General features: G+C 64.8%; 17 protein-coding genes. 6 read left to right on the top strand and 11 right to left on the bottom strand.

From position 1 onward, the window contains the following. Positions 1 to 30 precede the first annotated feature (30 nt). The 4 genes from AADX97_RS19170 to AADX97_RS19185 all read right to left on the bottom strand — a co-directional run bounded on the left by AADX97_RS19170 (position 31) and on the right by AADX97_RS19185 (position 5388). Positions 31 to 993, bottom strand: coding sequence for a tetratricopeptide repeat protein (locus AADX97_RS19170; protein ID WP_374235342.1), 963 nt, complete (start codon positions 991 to 993; stop codon positions 31 to 33). Beyond that, positions 993 to 3344 carry a penicillin-binding protein 1B gene (gene mrcB, locus AADX97_RS19175; protein WP_374238727.1) on the bottom strand — a complete coding sequence of 784 codons (2352 nt, stop codon included), beginning with the start codon at positions 3342 to 3344 and terminating at the stop codon, positions 993 to 995. The genes AADX97_RS19170 and mrcB overlap by 1 nt, the downstream gene beginning before the upstream one ends. 293 nt (positions 3345 to 3637) lie before the next feature. Continuing rightward, a complete protein-coding gene (locus AADX97_RS19180; RefSeq protein WP_374235340.1) occupies positions 3638 to 4426 on the bottom strand; it encodes an ABC transporter permease in 789 nt (262 codons plus the stop codon). Continuing rightward, positions 4423 to 5388 carry an ABC transporter ATP-binding protein gene (locus tag AADX97_RS19185; RefSeq protein WP_374235339.1) on the bottom strand — a complete coding sequence of 322 codons (966 nt, stop codon included), beginning with the start codon at positions 5386 to 5388 and terminating at the stop codon, positions 4423 to 4425. The genes AADX97_RS19180 and AADX97_RS19185 overlap by 4 nt, the downstream gene beginning before the upstream one ends. A gap of 97 nt (positions 5389 to 5485) precedes the next feature. Here AADX97_RS19185 and AADX97_RS19190 point away from each other — a divergent pair, with 97 nt between their 5' ends. Then, entirely contained in the window at positions 5486 to 6247 is a 762-nt protein-coding gene (locus tag AADX97_RS19190) for a TSUP family transporter (RefSeq protein ID WP_374235338.1), read from the top strand. On the opposite strand, the gene AADX97_RS19195 is transcribed toward AADX97_RS19190, so the two are convergent. Next, on the bottom strand, positions 6229 to 6840 hold the full coding sequence (locus AADX97_RS19195) for a hypothetical protein (protein ID WP_374235337.1): 612 nt from the start codon (positions 6838 to 6840) through the stop codon (positions 6229 to 6231). The genes AADX97_RS19190 and AADX97_RS19195 overlap by 19 nt on opposite strands. A 144-nt stretch (positions 6841 to 6984) precedes the next feature. After that, a complete protein-coding gene (locus AADX97_RS19200) occupies positions 6985 to 7122 on the bottom strand; it encodes a hypothetical protein (protein WP_374239316.1) in 138 nt (45 codons plus the stop codon). A 177-nt stretch (positions 7123 to 7299) separates the two neighbouring features. On the opposite strand from AADX97_RS19200, the gene AADX97_RS19205 reads away from it, so the two are divergent. The 5 genes from AADX97_RS19205 to AADX97_RS19225 all read left to right on the top strand — a co-directional run bounded on the left by AADX97_RS19205 (position 7300) and on the right by AADX97_RS19225 (position 12847). Next, the gene (locus tag AADX97_RS19205) at positions 7300 to 7461 is read left to right on the top strand and encodes a hypothetical protein (protein ID WP_374235336.1); all 162 of its coding nucleotides are present in this window, start codon (positions 7300 to 7302) and stop codon (positions 7459 to 7461) included. A gap of 133 nt (positions 7462 to 7594) precedes the next feature. Beyond that, the gene (locus AADX97_RS19210; protein WP_374235335.1) at positions 7595 to 8344 is read left to right on the top strand and encodes an MBL fold metallo-hydrolase; all 750 of its coding nucleotides are present in this window, start codon (positions 7595 to 7597) and stop codon (positions 8342 to 8344) included. A gap of 212 nt (positions 8345 to 8556) precedes the next feature. Further along, complete coding sequence (locus tag AADX97_RS19215) at positions 8557 to 9363, top strand: PD-(D/E)XK nuclease family protein (RefSeq protein WP_374235334.1); 807 nt, start codon at positions 8557 to 8559, stop codon at positions 9361 to 9363. 97 nt (positions 9364 to 9460) lie between these two features. Continuing rightward, complete coding sequence (gene mutS / locus AADX97_RS19220) at positions 9461 to 12049, top strand: DNA mismatch repair protein MutS (RefSeq protein WP_374235333.1); 2589 nt, start codon at positions 9461 to 9463, stop codon at positions 12047 to 12049. A gap of 348 nt (positions 12050 to 12397) precedes the next feature. Then, positions 12398 to 12847, top strand: coding sequence for a DUF29 domain-containing protein (locus tag AADX97_RS19225; protein ID WP_374235332.1), 450 nt, complete (start codon positions 12398 to 12400; stop codon positions 12845 to 12847). Positions 12848 to 12968: 121 nt separating this feature from the next. Here the strand turns inward: AADX97_RS19225 and AADX97_RS19230 are convergent, their stop codons facing one another. From AADX97_RS19230 to xerD, 5 genes are all read right to left on the bottom strand, one after another. Next, positions 12969 to 13127 carry a DUF2442 domain-containing protein gene (locus AADX97_RS19230; protein ID WP_374235331.1) on the bottom strand — a complete coding sequence of 53 codons (159 nt, stop codon included), beginning with the start codon at positions 13125 to 13127 and terminating at the stop codon, positions 12969 to 12971. A 362-nt stretch (positions 13128 to 13489) separates the two neighbouring features. Further along, positions 13490 to 14305 (bottom strand): PP2C family serine/threonine-protein phosphatase, encoded by an 816-nt coding sequence (locus AADX97_RS19235; protein ID WP_374235330.1) that lies wholly within the window; start codon positions 14303 to 14305, stop codon positions 13490 to 13492. A 10-nt stretch (positions 14306 to 14315) separates the two neighbouring features. Next, on the bottom strand, positions 14316 to 15050 hold the full coding sequence (locus AADX97_RS19240) for a DsbC family protein (protein WP_374235329.1): 735 nt from the start codon (positions 15048 to 15050) through the stop codon (positions 14316 to 14318). A gap of 7 nt (positions 15051 to 15057) precedes the next feature. Next, complete coding sequence (locus AADX97_RS19245; protein ID WP_374235328.1) at positions 15058 to 15540, bottom strand: YajQ family cyclic di-GMP-binding protein; 483 nt, start codon at positions 15538 to 15540, stop codon at positions 15058 to 15060. A gap of 89 nt (positions 15541 to 15629) precedes the next feature. Further along, entirely contained in the window at positions 15630 to 16526 is an 897-nt protein-coding gene (gene xerD / locus AADX97_RS19250; protein WP_374235327.1) for a site-specific tyrosine recombinase XerD, read from the bottom strand. Positions 16527 to 16767: the final 241 nt, after the last annotated feature.

Raw genomic sequence — 16767 nt, forward strand, 5'->3', positions numbered from 1 at the left:
GGTGTCCTGAGTGCGCCGCTGTCGGCGCGCTCAGTTCCCGCTCGCCCGTTTCTCCGCCTCGGTCGCGCCGGCGATATCCCCCGCGCGACGCTTGGATTCGGCGATGACCCGCCAGTTGTCCTGTTTGACGTTCGGTGTGTCGCCCGCGAGATCGTTCGAGCGGGAGGCGAGATTGCCGGCTTGCGCGGCCTGGCCTTGCTCGAGACGGACCCGGGCGAGACGGTTCCAGAGGTAGGCCTCGCGCGGGGCGATCCGCAAGGACCGCTCGAGCGAGGCCGCGGCACCCGCGTAGTCACCCGACTGGCGCTGCTGCTCGGCTTGCCGAGCCAAGGCGTCGGCTGCCGGCGGCAGACCGGGCGCGGCCAACGGCGGTGCCGGCGGGACCGCAGCGACCTGCACCGGTGGAGCCGGCGGCGGCGCAGCCGCGGGCGCCGGAGGTTTCGGTGCAGGAGGGGCCGCGGCCTGCGGAGGCTTGGGCTCGGGTTGGGGCGGCGTCTGCGCGACCTTTGGCGCCGGCGCCGCGGGCGCCGGAGGATTCGCGGCAGCAGCGGGGGGCGCCGGCGGGGTGACCTTCGCCTGAGTCGTCGGCTGGGCCGGCGCCGGTTTAGCGGTAGGCGAAGGCGCGGCCTTCGCCGGCGTCTGAGAAACGCTCGGTCCAGCGGGCACAGCCTTTGCCGGAGTTGCCGCTGCCGGTGCCGCCTTCGGCGCAGCCCCTTGGGCCGCAGCCGCGGCGACAGCCGGCACCGGGGCCGGGGCCGGCTCGGGGGCAGGCTCGGGCTCGGCTGCCGGATCCCGATAGGCAAAGACCCGGGTCTGCTGCTTCTTCGGCGCTGCCGGTTGCTCCGGCTCGGGCTTCGCGACCGGCTCGGCCTTCGCGACGACAGGCTCGCGGGGCGTGGCCTGCAGCACCGGCGCCGGGCCGCCTTCACGCTGCCCGGTCGCGCAGGCCGTCAGCATGAGCCCGGCAATCAAGATGGTTGGCACTCTAGTCATCAGTTGTAGAAGTCACCCATAAAAAGATTCTTGCTGGACGACGCCTTGGGCGCCGCTGTGGTCTCGGGGACAGGTTCCGACTCGGCAGCAGACTGCTCGCCGGCCTGCGCCAAATCCTGCGTGTTGCCGCTCGCCGGCGCAGGCTTCTTTCCGCTGCCGCCACCGCTGCGTGCGGTCGGTGCCGTGCCGGCGATGTAGGGTGCCTCGCCATTACCGGCCACCACCACACCGTCCGGCGGGACATCCGACAGCGGCTCGTTGGGGATGGCCAGCATGAAATCCCCCCAGACGCGCAGTGCGCCGGCGCCTCCGGCGAGCCCCATCGGCTGATAATCATCGCGACCGACCCAGACGACGGCCACCTTGTCGCCGCTGAATCCGGCAAACCAACTGTCGCGCATCTCGTCCGTGGTGCCGGTCTTGCCCGCCATCGTCATCCCTTTCGGCAGCTTCTCGCCGAGCCAGCGAGCGGTTCCGTGCGTCACCACACGTTGCATCGCCCATGTCGTCAGATACGCGGCACGCGGATCCACGACCGCCTCGACGGCCAGCGGATACCGGTTGAGCGGCCGCCCGTTGGGATCCATCACCTCGCGAATCGCCCGCAGCGGCGCCCGGTAGCCCCCGGCGGCGATCGTCTGGTAAACCTGCGCAACCTCCAAGGGCGACAAGGAGACCGCACCGAGCAGCATCGCGGGCACCTTGCTGATCCGCCGCTGCGCACCGAGCCGATAGAGCGTCTCTGTCACCTCGGTGATGCCGACGCTCAGCCCGAGATGGACCGTCGCCAGATTGAGCGAGCTGCTGAGCGCACGATGCAGCGGTACGGCTCCGTTGACCCGGCGGTCGTAGTTCTTGGGTGCCCAGATCTTGTCACCGACCCGCATGCTGACCGGCGTGTCCTGCAGGCTGGTGGTCAAGGAATAGCGCTCGGGCTTGGACAAGGCGGCCAGATAGACGGCGGGCTTGACCAGCGAGCCGATGGAGCGCACCGAGTCGAGTGCGCGATTGAACCCGGCATAACCGGCCTCGCGACCGCCCGCGAGCGCGAGCACCTCGCCCTGAGCAACCGAGGTCACCACCGCCGCGGATTCGAGCGAGCCGGCCTTCATCTTGCGCGATTTCTCCAACTCGGAAAGCCGCGACGGCAGGGCCTTCTCGACCTCGGACTGCACCAGCGGATCCAGCGTCGTGAAGATGTTCAAGCCCTCGGATCGAAGATCCTCCTCGCGGTAATCGCGCTGGAGCTGGCGGCGAACCAGGGAGATAAAGTCGGGGTAGTTCCCGACCGGCCGACCGCCGCCCTCGGCAATCCCGAGCGGGGCGCCCTTGGCCGCCTCGGCGTCGGCCGGACTGATGACGCCGTCGCGCGCCATCAGGTCCAGCACGAGGTCGCGCCGCTTGAGCGCGGCCTCGGAACGACGCCGCGGATCCAGACTCGACGGCGCTTGGACCATACCGACCAGGAGCGCCGTTTCCGGGATGCCGAGCTCTTCGAGCGGCATGTTGAAGAAGAAGCTGCTCGCCAGACCGAAGCCGTGGATCGCGCGGCTGCCGTCTTGGCCCAGATAGATCTCGTTGGCGTAGGCCTCGAGGATCTCGTCCTTGCTGAAGCGCCGCTCAAGCAGCAAGGCCATCAGGGCCTCGTTGATCTTGCGCTCGAAGGTCCGATCCGCGGTGAGATAGAAGTTCTTGACCAACTGCTGGGTCAGCGTGCTCGCGCCCTCGACCACGCCCCCGGCCCGCAGGTTGCTGAAGGAGGCACGCACGATCCCGCGCGGATCCACGCCGATATGCCGATAGAAGCTGCGGTCTTCCACCGCGATCAGCGCGCGAATCAAGAGATCGGGGATCTCCTTGCGACGCACCAGGACGCGGTCCTCGTTGTGAGTCGGATAGATGCTGGCGATCAACATCGGATCCAGGCGCACCAATGCCGGGGCCGGACCGCCGGTCGCGTCGTCCATCTCGGAGACGCGTCCCTCGGCAAGGCCGACCTTCAGGGCGTACGCGGGCTCTTCGCCATCCCAGAACCGGAAGGAGCGTGTCCGGATCAGGAAGCGCTCGCCGTCGCGGCTGTAGCTGCCGGGCACATCCGGGGCGGCGGTCCGGCGATAGTTCAGACGGTCCAGCTCGGCTTGGAGCTGGTCACCGAGCAACGGCCGATCCGCATACAGCTCCAAGGGACGCGCGAAGACCCTGGCGGGCAGCGCCCAGCGTTGCCCCTCGAATTTCCCGCGCACGACGCGGTCGAGATGGATGCTGTAGAGGGTGCCGGCAAGACCGACGCCGACCAGAATCAGCAGGACCCAGCGGAACAGAAATCCGCCGATCCCGCGGCGTCGACGCACGGGGGCGCGACCTGGACGTCGTGCCACGTCAGCCCCCCCGCTCGAAGCAGGAAATCAAGCTGGGACCCAAGTCGGCATCGATCAAGTCAACCGCGCGACGCGGCGCCGTGCTCATCGGCAAGGGATGGATGGAGAGAATGCCGAAATACATCGGATGGGCGATCCTTTCTTGCAAGTTTCAGGTGCTTATGGTCCCACTTGCTGCATGCGGATACAACCGGAGGGGATCGGCGGAGCGGTCTCGGCACGCTGCGCGAGCGGCTCTCGAACCGTTCCGCAGCGGACGCCGTCGATCAGGTTTTGATCCCGACCCCGCGACGCAGCAGGTGCAGACTGAAGGCAGTCAGCACCAGGATGACGATCGCAATAAGCCCGAAGGCGATGCCGACGGGGATGTCGCTGACACCCTGGAGTCCGTAGCGGAAGGCGTTGACCATGTAGAGGACGGGGTTGGCGAGCGACACGCCCTGCCAAAACCCCGGCAGCAGCTCGATCGAGTAGAAGACGCCGCCCAGATAGGTCAGGGGCGTCAACACGAAGGTCGGCACGATCGAGATGTCGTCGAAGCTGTTGGCATAGATGGCGTTGATGAAGCCGCCGAGCGCGAACAGCACCGCGGTCATGATGATCACCAGGAGGGTGACGGCCACACTGTGAATTCGGATCTCGGTGAAGACCATGGCGACCAGCATGACCGCCACCCCGACCACCAGACCGCGCGCGACCCCGCCCGCGACGTAGCCCGCCAGGATCACCCAATTCGGCGCAGGGGAGACCAGCAGCTCCTCGATGTAGCGCGAGAACTTGCTGCTGTAGAAGGAGGATACGACGTTGGAATAGGCGTTGGTGATGACGCCCATCAAGACCAAACCCGGCACGATGAAGTCGAGATAATCCAAGCCGCCCATGGTGCCGATCCGATCGCCGATCAGCCGCCCGAAGATCACGAAATAGAGCGTGGTCGTGATGACCGAGGGCAAGATCGTCTGGACCCAGATCCGGGTGAACCGCAGGATCTCCTTGACGAAGATCGTCTGGAAGCTGATCCAGTGACGATACCCGCCGACCCCTTGCCGGCTCACGCGACCACCTCGGACTGGGGTGCCGGATCGGAGGTCGAACGCTCCGCGCCGGCACGCCGATCGACCATCTCCAGAAAGAGGCGCTCGAGGCGATTTTGCTTGTTGCGCAGGCTGATCACCTCGATCCCGTTGCGCGACAGAGCCTCGAATAAACCGTTGATGGTATGGTCGCGGCTCATTTCGACCTCCAGCGTACAGTCGTCGAGGTGCTGGAGCACGAACCCCCCGAGCTGCGGCAGCTCGGAGAGCCGGCCCTTCAGATTCAAGACGAAGGTCTCGGTATGGAGCCGGTTCAGCAAGGCAAGGATGCTGGTACGCTCGGCAATCTCGCCGTGGTTGATGATGGCGATGTTGCGGCAGAGACTCTCCGCCTCTTCTAGGTAGTGGGTCGTCAGGATGATGGTCGTCCCGCCGGCGTTGAGCTCGCGCAGGAAGGTCCACATCGAGCGCCGGATCTCGATATCCACGCCCGCGGTCGGCTCGTCGAGAATCAGTAGCCGCGGCTCGTGCACCAATGCCCTTGCGATCATCAAGCGCCGCTTCAGACCGCCCGAGAGCTTGCGCATCTCGGTGTCGCGTCGGTCCCACAGATCGAGCTGCTTGAGATAACGCTCGGCACGCACCCGGGCCTCGCGTCGCGGGATACCGTAGTAGCCGGCCTGATTGACCACCACCTCCACCACCGGGAGGAAGAGATTGAAGTTGAACTCCTGGGGCACGAGGCCGATGAATGACTTCACGAGCTCGGGCGTGCGATTCTGATCCTCGCCGAAGACCCTCACGCTTCCGCCGGTCTTGTTCACCAGCGAGGCGAGGATGCCGATAAAGGTCGACTTGCCTGCCCCGTTCGGTCCCAGCAGCGCGAAGAAATCCCCCTCCTCGACGGCCAGGTCGATCCCCTTCAGTGCCTGGAAACCGCCTTTGTAGGTCTTGGTCAGCTGCTGTACATCGAGTGCGAGCATCGTGGTATCGGCTAGGGTCTTCATGTCGGAAAGTGAGGGGCGCAGATTGTAACCAGGTTCTTGGATTTCAACCTGAACGGCGAGGACGCAGACCCGAGTGGATTCCCCCGAGATCGCCTTGATCCTGTTCGGCCTCGCGTTGCTCGCGGGCTTTGTCGATGCCATCGCTGGCGGCGGCGGACTCATCACCATCCCGGCCCTGCTCTGGGCCGGTCTGAGCCCGGTCGAAAGCCTGGCCACCAACAAGGCGCAGGCGGTCTTCGGCAGCGGCAGTGCGACGATCCACTTCATGCGCAAGGGCCTAATCGAGCCGCGCGGCGCGGCCTTCACGGTCGCCTGCACCTTCGTCGGCGCCGCACTCGGTGCGATCTTGGTCCAGCAGATCGACAGCGCCGCGCTGCAGCGTCTGATCCCGATACTGTTGGTCGGGTTCGCGCTCTACTTTCTCTTCTCGCCGCGGGTCTCGGATCTGGACTCGCACCAGCGGCTGTCGACGCCTGTCTTCGCCGTGACGGTCGGAGTCGGTGTCGGCTTTTACGACGGCTTTTTCGGCCCGGGCACCGGGACCTTCTTCGCAATGGGTTATGTCGCGCTGCTCGGCTACAATCTGCGCCGCGCCACCGCACACACCAAACTGCTCAACTTCACGAGCAATCTGGCGGCGCTGATCTTCTTCACGCTCGGCGGACACGTCGTCTGGATCGTCGCCGGCTCGATGGCGGTCGGACAGCTCATCGGTGCTTGGTTGGGATCGCATCTGGTGCTCAAGCACGGGGCCGTGCTGGTGCGACCCATCCTGGTCGTGTCCTCGGTCCTGATCTCGATCAAACTCTTCCTGGATCAGTTCAACGGGACCTGATCCGGTGCGTGGGCCGCGGCCTGCCGAGCAAGCGCGGCGCGCGAGAGCCAGAACAAGGCCGGATCGTCCTCGCGCGCAAGCTCGCCGTCGCGCATGATCAGCAAGCCGTCGGGCACCGTCCATGTCGCGACACCGTCTCCGGTCTCGTTGATTTCCTCCGAGGTCGGCAGACCATCGGCCCGACCGACACGCCCATCCACCCAGTCGCGTATCAAGGGATGGTAGATGCGGCGGTACGCCACCTTGACCGCACGCAGCCCGTCGCCGACCAGAAACAGGGTCACCGAGGATGCCGGCATCCCGTTGAAGGCACCGATCTCCGCAGCGCAGAGACGGTCGCCGAAGGGATTCGCCCCGTCGGCGCACTGAAACGCGAGCTTGGGGAAGGTCTCGCGGATCTGCCCCTCGGTCAAAGCGCTGGTGAAGGAGTCCAAGGCCGCGTTCATCTCGGGCTTGCCGAGCAGGAACATGAGGGCGAGATCGGTGCGCCGCTGCCCGTCCTCGGTGAAGGCCAGCCAGTAAAAGGGGCCGAAGACGAGCGCCAGCATGAGGAGCGTCTTGTAGAGCCGGGGAAGCTTGAGATCGTTTCGCATGGCGGCATTCTAACGGTAAGCGCGAGTCGAGTCCCAACAGCCTGCGTCCGGCTGCGGAAGGCCGGTTCAGCGATCGGCACTCGCTCCGGCAGCGATCGGCAGACGCCTCGCCGTCGCTAAGCCTTGACCGCCAGGGTGACATGCTTACCGTCTTCGCCCCACTATTTGAACGTTATCGAGCAGCAGATCGCCGATTTCAGCATCGGCCGCCAAGAGCGCAGCCGCCTCGGCGACCGCGAGGATACCGAGATCACGAAGCATCTGCGCCGACGGATTGGGCACCTCGATGGGCCTCGATCATCGTTTCGGCCACATCGACAGTGTCCGGATCGCCACCCGGGTTCGCCGACTTCAGTCGGCTCCCGGGGAGGCGGACTTCAGTCCGCCGTGCGGGCCGGAGTTTGACATCCGGTCGGGGGAACCCGAGAGGCCTAGACGAAAGGATGACCAAAGCCGACGATGCACGCGAGCGCCGAGGCCGGATGGATCAACAAACACTCGGCTGCAGTCAAGGCCAAGATCGCCGGCTCGCCGCTTTTCCGGGCGATGGTCGCCAGCCAACGCATCTTCACGGGTCCGACAAGCGCCAAGGCCGAAGCCAACAGGCATTCAGCGTGGTGAGCTCCGTCCCGCGGTCACAACCGACACCAATCGCGACTTCCATTCACACCACCGATCGATCGCACCCTAAGGTGCAGGTCCGGGGTATTACCCCATACGCCTTCCGCTCGCGTCATTCTCACCGGAGGACCAGATGATTTTCAAACAACTGTTCGAGCCGATTTCCAGCACCTACACGTATCTGCTCGCCTGCGAAGAAACGGGCGAGGCGATCTTGATCGACCCGGTGCTGCCCACCTGGCAGCGCGATCTGGCCGAGGTCTCGAAGCTCGGGCTCAAGCTGCTCTTCACCCTCGATACACACGTCCACGCCGATCACATCACCTCCGCACTCACGCTCAAGCGCGAAGCCGGCAGCCGGATCGCGCATCCCGCGATAGACGCGCTGGCTTGCGTCGATGTGCCGATCGAGGAAGGAATACCGCTGGCGGTCGGCAGTCTGCGCATCGACCCGCTGTTCACGCCCGGTCATACCGACGGCCATCACGCCTACAGGATCGGGGAGCGGCTACTCACGGGCGATGCACTGCTGATCGATGCCTGCGGTCGTACCGACTTTCAGAGCGGCGACCCGGCGGCCTTGTATCACAGCGTGGCCGGAAAGCTCTTCGCCCTGCCCGACGAGACGCTGGTCTACCCCGCTCACGACTACGAGGGACGCTGGGTCTCGAGCATCGCACAGGAGAAGACACGCAACCCCCGGCTCGGCGGCAACCGCTCGCTCGAGTCCTTCGTCGAATTGATGAACGGGCTTGATCTCGCCTACCCCAAGTTCATCGACTTCGCCGTACCCGGCAACCGGGAATGCGGCGTCTGTCCTCCCGGCGTGCCGGACAACCTCAGCCAGTATTGCGAACAGATCGGGGAGAGCCGGCAGGGCTGAGGAGGCATCTGCACTCCCAGAGCCTACGGCGGCGCGGGTTCCGTGCTGCCGTATCGTATTGGAGGCGACACATCGGCACCCGTCGCTCCGTCGTCTCGCGGGACCGAGCCAAGCACCAGCCGCAGCAGTCGGCGAGAGTCCGGGAGAATGCTCCGCGCCCGCGGCTCTGGTAGACTCGGACCAAGATCCAAAGGCGTTTTTCAGCATCGGACATGACCACAGAATCCCTGAAAGACACCCTCAAGCGCGAGCTGCCGACTTGGCTGCGGGAGGATCCTGCGTTCCGAACCTATGTGCTTGAGCTGACACGGGACGAATACGCCGACCGCAAGGAGACCGGAGATCGGTTCTACGAACTGCTCGGCGAGCTTCGTCGCGACCGCGAGAAGCAGGAGCGCAAGTGGGAGGCAAACCAGGTCGAGCTTGATCGCATCCGCGAGGAGCAAGCGCAAAAGTGGGAGGCGAACCAAGCCGAGTGGCGTCGCCTTTGGGACGAGAACCGCGCCGAGCAGCGTCGTCTTTGGGAGGAAAGCCGAGCGGACAGCAATCGCCGCTGGGACGAAAATCAGGAAGAGCTCAAACGCCTACACAACGAAATCATGGCCCAGACGCAGAAGTTCGATCGCGGCATCGGTGCGCTCGGCTCGCGTTGGGGACTTCAATCTGAGAAGGCGTTCCGTGACGCCCTGGCCGCCATCCTGGAGCAGAGCTTCGACGTTCAGGTGGTCAATGTCACCGATTACGACGACTCGGGCGAGGTCTTCGGCCGTCCCGACCAGATTGAGCTGGACGTCATCATCAAGAACGGTCTGCTGCTGATCTGCGAGCTGAGGTCCTCGATCGACAAAGCCGGGATGTACATCTTCGAGCGCAAGGCGCGCTTCTACGAGCGGCGACACGAGCGCAAGGCCAATCGCCTGATCGTCATCTCGCCGATGATCGACGGCCGGGCACGCAAGGTCGGCGAGCGGCTCGGGATCGAAATGTACGGCGATTCGACCGAGGTCGAGGCGGTCTGAACCGCGTCTCCAGTCATCCGGGAACTTCTTGCGACGGCGTGCGCCGCCGGATATCAAGCGCGTGGTGCGGGACGCGGTTCAGGAATTGAAAGACACAATGGATAAACCCGACCAGAGTGCGCACACCCCGGTGATGCAGCAGTACCTCCGTCTCAAGGCGGAGTATCCGGAGATGCTGCTCTTTTATCGAATGGGCGATTTCTACGAGCTGTTCTTCGAGGACGCCGAGCGCGCCGCGCGCCTGCTGGACATCACCCTGACCAAGCGGGGCCAGTCGGCGGGCAAGCCGATCCCGATGGCGGGCGTGCCCTATCATGCCGTCGAGGCCTATCTAGCGCGTCTGGTCCGCAAGGGTGTCTCGGTCGCCATCTGCGAGCAGATCGGCGACCCGGCCAAGAGCAAGGGTCCGGTGGAGCGAAAGGTGGTGCGCTTGGTCACGCCCGGGACCTTGACCGACGAGGCCCTGCTCGACGACCGACGCGAGAACCTGCTCACCGCGATCTCCGAGGGGCGCGACGGTTACGGCCTGGCGTTTTCAGAACTGTCAAGCGGGCGATTCTCGGTGCTGGAGGTCGCCACCCGCGAGGCGCTGGCCAGCGAGCTGGAGCGCCTGAAGCCGGCCGAGGTCTTGGTCGGCGAGGACAGCCAACTCCCGGATACACTGCGCATGGACCGCGGCATCACCCGCCGCCCGAGCTGGCACTTCGACCGCGCCACCGGCGAGCGTCTGCTCTGCGACCAGTTCGGCACCCGCGACCTCAACGGCTTCGGCTGCACGGGGCTGGACCTCGCCGTCGGCGCTGCGGGTTGTCTGCTCCAGTATGTCCGCGACACCCAGTTCGCCGCCCTGCCCCACCTGCGTGGACTCACGACCGAGCAGCGCGACGAGGCCCTGATCTTGGATGCCGCGACCCGGCGCAACCTGGAGATCATCGAGAGTCTCGGCGGGCGGCCCGAGCACACGCTGGCCGGCGTGCTCGACCGCACCGCAACTGCGATGGGCAGCCGTTTGCTGCGGCGCTGGCTCGGCCGCCCCTTACGCACGCGCTTCGAGGTGCAGTCTCGTCATGCTGCGATCGGGACATTGATCGACACGGGCATGCACGCCGACCTGCAGACGGTCCTCGCCGCGATTGGCGACTTGGAGCGCATCCTCTCGCGCATCGCATTGCGCTCGGCACGACCGCGCGACCTGACCACGCTGCGCGATGCGCTGGCCGTGCTGCCGGATCTGCGCGCACCGCTCGACGGCTGCGACGACCCGCTGCTCGTGACCCTCGCCGAGGCGGTCGGCACACATCCCGACGTCCTCGATCTGCTCCAACGCGCCATCATCGCCCAACCGCCCATGCTGATCCGCGACGGCGGCGTGATCGCATCCGGGCTCGATGCGGAGCTCGATCGGCTGCGCGAGCTGTCGAGCAACGCCGATCGTTTCCTGCTCGACCTGGAGACCCGCGAGCGCGCGCGCACCGGGCTCCCGGGACTCAAGGTCGGTTACAACCGGGTCCACGGCTATTACATCGAGCTCGGTCGCAGTCAGGCCGATCAGGTCCCGGAGGACTACATCCGCCGACAGACGCTCAAGGGCGCCGAGCGCTATGTCACGCCGGAGCTCAAACGCTTCGAGGACGAGGTACTGAGCAGCCGAGAGCGCGCGCTGGCACGGGAAAAGGCGCTTTACGAGGACCTGCTCGGTACCCTCGCCGAGTCGCTCGCGCCTCTGCAGGCGAGCGCGGAGGCTATCGCCACGCTGGACGTACTGGCCAATCTGGCCGAACGCGCCCGGGCGCTAGACTGGTCCCGCCCACGCCTGACCGACGAGGCGATCATCGAGATCGACGACGGACGCCACCCCGTGGTCGAGACGGTGCTCGACGACCCCTTCATCGCCAACGGCCTGCGGCTTGATCGCCGCCGCCGGATGCTGGTCATCACCGGCCCCAACATGGGCGGCAAATCGACCTACATGCGCCAAAACGCCTTGATCGTGCTGCTCGCCTACAGCGGGAGCTACGTCCCGGCGCGCGCGGCGACCATCGGCCCGATCGACCGCATCTTCTCGCGAATCGGCGCCTCGGACGACCTCGCCGGCGGTCGCTCGACCTTCATGGTGGAGATGGAAGAGACGGCCAACATCCTCAACAACGCGACCGCCCAAAGCCTGGTCTTGATGGACGAGGTCGGGCGCGGCACCAGCACCTTCGACGGACTCTCGCTCGCCTGGTCCTGTGCCGTTGAGCTGGCCACCCGCATCGGCGCCTACGGGCTCTTCGCGACCCACTATTTCGAGCTGACCACGCTGCCCGAGGAATATCCGGGAATCGCCAACGTCCACCTCGACGCGGTCGAGCATGGCGCGCGCATCGTCTTCATGCACGCCCTGCGCGAGGGTCCAGCCAACCAGAGCTATGGCCTGGCGGTCGCCGCACTGGCAGGCGTGCCGGCCTTGGTGATTTCGCGCGCACGGGAGCGGTTACGTGAGCTGGAAGCGGGTGCGCGGCGACACGCGGAGCGCGATGCAGTGCAGCTCTCGCTCTTCCCGCCGGATCCCGAGCCCGCCCCGCCGCATCCCCTTCTGGAGGCCATGGAGGCCATCGAGCCGGACGGCTTGACGCCCCGAGCGGCTTTGGAGTTGGTGTATCGCATGAAGGATCTGGCGGCAGATCGAGTGTCTAATCCTTGAAGGGCTGCCCGCGGTGACGTCGGGCACACCGCGGTTTGCCCTACAGGGTGGCGGTGGCCATGCCGGGGTTCGCACCCGCTCACCCCAGCCTACAACACCGATGTCCCACGCGGGCGACCGGGGCGTCCATGCCACGGCAAAGCTCGTAGGCTGGGGTAAGCCTGCAAACCCCAGCTTGCGGCAGCGCTGACGTTGCACATTCTCCGGTGCATGGGAATCGGAAAAGACGAGACGAGCAGCGCTCGCAACCAATGCGGCGATGACCTATTCTTGATGCCGAGACGCCGAGATCTGCGCTTGTAAGGATCGACGCGCCGACGCCGAAGGAACGCTCCTTGCGGGGTACCCATGACCAGTCCGACCGATCGGCATGCCGAATACGATGGCGATTTCTATGCCTGGACCCTGCAAACGGCCCAGCGGCTGCGTTCGGGATGCGTCGATCAGGTGGATCTAGCGCAGGTCGCCGAGGAGATCGAAGACATGGGCAAGAGCGACCTGCGCGCGCTTGAAAGCCACCTGAAAATCCTAATGCTTCACCTGCTCAAGTGGCGGCATCAACCGAGCCATCGAGGAATCAACTGGCGCTTGTCCATCGCGAATGCTCGCGATGAGATCTCCGCGATCCTTCGCGATAGCCCAAGCCTTCGGCCGCGACTCGCTGAGCTCGCCACCAGCCGTTATGACGGTGCCCGCAAGCAAGCGATGCTTGAGACGGGCCTGGCGCCATCAAACTTCCCCGAAACATGCCCGTTCAGCGTCGAGCAGCTCCTGCAAGAGGACGCGCTGCCGGAGTGAGTGCGTCGGCTGGCGGAGAAAAAGAGTCGGCTACGGATCTTGCGCGGGAATCAGCCGGCAAAAAGATGGACTCGGGGACGTCTGGTCATGGGGGAAGCTTAGAAACGAACCTCTTCTCGGCCTATGCGACTTGACGTTCCTCAGAATAGGCGAGCATGCTTTCGATGCTGAGATGATAATCCAAGTCCGGCCATTCGATTCCCGTACCACGGCAAATGAAAGAATAATTCCCAAAAGGTATGCAGCTCAATTTTGGCGTAGTCGTCACCCTTGGCGACATGAACGTGTTGGCTCATGCTCGTTGGCATAGAAGAAGAATTGAAATCCGTCTTGCCGCAGGAGAGTTGGCATCGAAAAGGCCGCAAGGGTTTTGCGTGCGAAAAACCGGAAAAATTCCAGGGATAGCCCCTGAGGCATCCAACGGCATATCATCAAGAGATGCAACGGCACAGCGTCAAGATGGACTCGGGGGGTGTCTGGGCAAGGGGAAAGCTTAGCAGAAAACGAACCTGCGCCCTTTTCCCGGATCCTTTCCGTAGGCTGGGGTGAGCTTGCGAACCCCGGCACCCCTGGCGCAGGCGTCAAGCTGGGGTTCGCAAGCTCACCCCAGCATACATGGTTATTTGTTTGTGGAATCGTTCCTTAGCGGGATTCGGTTGAGGGCCCGCCGACCCGAAGCAGCGCCAGGGTGATGTTGTCGTTGCCGCCACGCTCGTTGGCGAGACGCACCAGCGCCTCGGCGGCGGGCTCGAGATCGTTCCCGAAGCTCGCCGTCAGCACCTGACACAGCCAGTCTTCCGGGACCATGCCGGTGAGTCCGTCGGTGCAAAGAAGGAAGATATCGCCGCGTGCGAGATCGGCAACCCCACCGGAGACATTGACCTTAGGCGACGAGCCTAAGGCCCTGGTCAGGATGTTTGCCCCGATGCCGTAGCGGCGGGCGTCCTCGCGCGTGCTGAAGAAGCCCTGGTCGACAACCTCCTGAATAAAGGAATGGTCCCGCGAAAGCGGCTCCAATCGTCCCTCGCGCAACCGATACAGTCGCGAATCACCCACGTAGCCGAAGGCCAGCCAATCGTCTCCGACGGCCCCGACGACCACGGTTGTCCCCATCCCGGAGAGATCCGGCTCCGCTTTGCTCAGGGTCCAAATGGCGACATTGGCATCCTGGATCGCTGTCTCGACAAAGGCCTTCGCCGCGTCCGGGTGCTGTCGATAGGCCATGTCCTCTCGGAACCGTTTGGAAATGACCTCCGCCGCCAGTTCGCTTGCGACCTCGCCGGCACGGGCGCCGCCGATGCCGTCCGCCACGATCAAAAAGCCGAACGCAGGGTCGACGGCCACTGCATCCTCGTTGCCTGCACGCACGCGGCCACGGTCGGTGCGCCAGGCATATTCGAGGGTATGAGCCGTCATGACGCCAACACGCATCGCTTCGACGTCATCGCCTGCGCTCAAGGATGGCGGCTCAGGATCCGGGCGCCCCGTTGAGCTGGGCCGCCAGACGCTTGGGCTCCACATAGCCTGGGATCATCTCTCCGGTCTCGGTGAGGATGGCCGGGGTCCCGCGCAAACCAAGCTCCTGGCCGAGCAGCATGTGCGCGTCGACCGGGTTCGTGCAGGTCTTTTCCGCGATCGCCTTACCGGCCTTTGCGTCCGTCATGGCCGTACGCTGGGCGGCGGCATCGCCGGCACACCATACCGACACGGCCTCAGTGTAGGCGGGACTACCCTGACCTGCGCGGGGATAGAAGAGATAACGGACACGGATTCCTTCTTTGAGATATTCGTCCATCTGCCCGTGCAGTTTGCGGCAGTAGCCGCACTCGATGTCGGTGAAGACGGTCACGGTGTGCTTGGCGTCGTCCGGCCCGAAGACGACCATCTGAGACTCACCGACCGCGTCGACCAACCCCTTGCGCGCCCCGGCCAGACGCGGCTCGCTCAAATCCTCTCGGGTCTCGAGATCGACGATCCTCCCGTCGACGAAATAACGTCCGTCGGCGGTGACATACATCAGCTGCGTGCCGACCATGACCTCGTAGAGCCCTTCCACAGGGGAGGCGGTCACGCTGTCGATCTCAACGCCCGGCACGATCTTGCCCAGCGCATCCCGAATGGTCTTCTCGGGCGACGCCCACGCGGACTGGGCGGCAAGCATCAGTGCAGCGAGGGCGAGCGAGGAAACTCTGGCATTCATCATTGGAATCTTAGTCTCTGAAGTTGGTGAATTGGATCGGCAAACCCCAGTCTTCGCCGCGCAGCAGCGCAATCGCTTCCTGGAGGTCATCGCGTTTTTTTCCGGAGACCCGGACCTGGTCCCCCTGGATCTGTGCCTGCACCTTGGTCTTGCTCGCCTTGATCGCCTTGACCATGCGCTTGGAGGTCTCGCTGTCGACACCCTGTTTGAGGGCGATCTCCTGCCGGGCCGCGCTGAGATTGGAGACCGGATCGGCAGGATCGAGCGACGAGAGATCGATTTTGCGTTTGACCAGCTTCTGGCGAAGGATATCCATCATCTGCTGCAGGTGAAACTCCTGCTCGCCGATCATCAGGATGTTTCCGTCGTTCAGCTCGAAGCTAGCCTTCACGCCCTTGAAGTCAAACCGGGTGTCAATCTCGCGGTTGGCCTGGTCGACCGCGTTGCGGACCTCCTGCAGGTCGATCTCCGAGACGATGTCAAACGATGGCATAGGTTCTCTTGCTCCACAGGCGGGTCGCCGAAGACGGCCATTGTGCGAGAAAATCCGCAAAAAGCGAACCGCTCGCGCATCGCCCTCGGTCAGCCACGTGGATGGTGGCGTGCATGGAGCTGCTTCAAACGCTCACGCGCAACATGGGTGTAGATCTGTGTGGTTGAAAGGTCGCTGTGGCCCAAGAGCATCTGAACCACCCGCAGATCCGCGCCGTGGTTGAGCAGGTGCGTCGCGAATGCATGTCGCAGGGTGTGGGGCGACAGGGGTTTGAAGACGCCCGCCTCGAGCGCATAGCGCTTGATCAGCAGCCAGAACGCCTGGCGCGTCATGCACTCGCTGCGGCAGGTCGGAAAGAGAAAGTCGGTGACGCGACCGCCGAGCAGATCGGCACGCGGTCCGCGCAGATAATCGAGCAGCCAGGATGTCGCCTCCTCGCCGAGCGGCACCAGCCGTTCCTTGTCGCCCTTGCCGACGATCCGCACGACGCCCTGCGTCAGACCGACCTGCCCGGTCGTCAGGGTCACCAGCTCGGTCACCCGCAGACCGCTCGCGTAGAGCACCTCGAGCATGGTCCGGTCCCGGTGCCCCCGCGCATCGGCGGTGTCCGGTGCACCCAACAGCGCCTCTACCTCAAGCTCGCTCAGGCTCTTGGGCAGGGGTCGACCCAGCTTCGGCGCCTCGACCCGGGCGCTCGGATCCTCGCGGATCACGCCGCGGCGCAGCAGATATTGATAGAACTGGCGTAGGCAGGACAACAGACGCGCACTGGACCGCGGCTTGCGACCCTCCTGCGAGAGAACGACCAGATAATCCAGCAGATCGAGCCGCTGCGCCTCGATCAGCGAGCGACTACGCTCGCGCGCGACCCAGACGGCAAAGGCTCGCAGATCCGACTGATAGGCCGCCAGCGTATTCGCACTCAGACCCCGCTCGAGCCAGAGCGCATCGGCGAAACCCTCGATGACCCCCAGATCCGTGGGCATTAAACCGCGTCTCCCGCGACATGCGATGGCGGGCCTTGCTCGTCACTCCGGCCATCATGGCACGTGGCGCAGAGCGCCACGGGGCAAGCGTGACACCGCAGAGCGGGTGTCACGAGCGACTGATGTTTTGGGTAGCCGGTCTTACGAGCGAGGACCGCGGGCGTCATCCGGGGTCGACCTTGCAGCAGTCCGCGAGCGCCGAAGCAGACGCGGTTGAAGTCATTGACGTTTTTGTTCTTTA

Origin of the sequence: Thiocapsa sp. C2-2m (assembly GCF_041903745.1) — a bacterium.
Lineage (GTDB): Bacteria > Pseudomonadota > Gammaproteobacteria > Chromatiales > Chromatiaceae > Thiocapsa > Thiocapsa roseilacustris.

Bases quoted from the DNA above. Each gene is read 5' to 3' on its own strand.
- AADX97_RS19170 (WP_374235342.1), bottom strand. From the start codon at position 993: ATGACTAGAGTGCCAACCATCTTGATTGCCGGGCTCATGCTGACGGCC.
- AADX97_RS19185 (WP_374235339.1), bottom strand. From the start codon at position 5,388: ATGCTCGCACTCGATGTACAGCAGCTGACCAAGACCTACAAAGGCGGT.
- AADX97_RS19195 (WP_374235337.1), bottom strand. From the start codon at position 6,840: ATGCGAAACGATCTCAAGCTTCCCCGGCTCTACAAGACGCTCCTCATG.
- AADX97_RS19205 (WP_374235336.1), top strand. From the start codon at position 7,300: ATGCACGCGAGCGCCGAGGCCGGATGGATCAACAAACACTCGGCTGCA.
- AADX97_RS19210 (WP_374235335.1), top strand. From the start codon at position 7,595: ATGATTTTCAAACAACTGTTCGAGCCGATTTCCAGCACCTACACGTAT.
- AADX97_RS19215 (WP_374235334.1), top strand. From the start codon at position 8,557: ATGACCACAGAATCCCTGAAAGACACCCTCAAGCGCGAGCTGCCGACT.
- mutS (WP_374235333.1), top strand. From the start codon at position 9,461: ATGGATAAACCCGACCAGAGTGCGCACACCCCGGTGATGCAGCAGTAC.
- AADX97_RS19225 (WP_374235332.1), top strand. From the start codon at position 12,398: ATGACCAGTCCGACCGATCGGCATGCCGAATACGATGGCGATTTCTAT.
- AADX97_RS19230 (WP_374235331.1), bottom strand. From the start codon at position 13,127: ATGTCGCCAAGGGTGACGACTACGCCAAAATTGAGCTGCATACCTTTT.
- AADX97_RS19240 (WP_374235329.1), bottom strand. From the start codon at position 15,050: ATGATGAATGCCAGAGTTTCCTCGCTCGCCCTCGCTGCACTGATGCTT.
- AADX97_RS19245 (WP_374235328.1), bottom strand. From the start codon at position 15,540: ATGCCATCGTTTGACATCGTCTCGGAGATCGACCTGCAGGAGGTCCGC.
- xerD (WP_374235327.1), bottom strand. From the start codon at position 16,526: ATGCCCACGGATCTGGGGGTCATCGAGGGTTTCGCCGATGCGCTCTGG.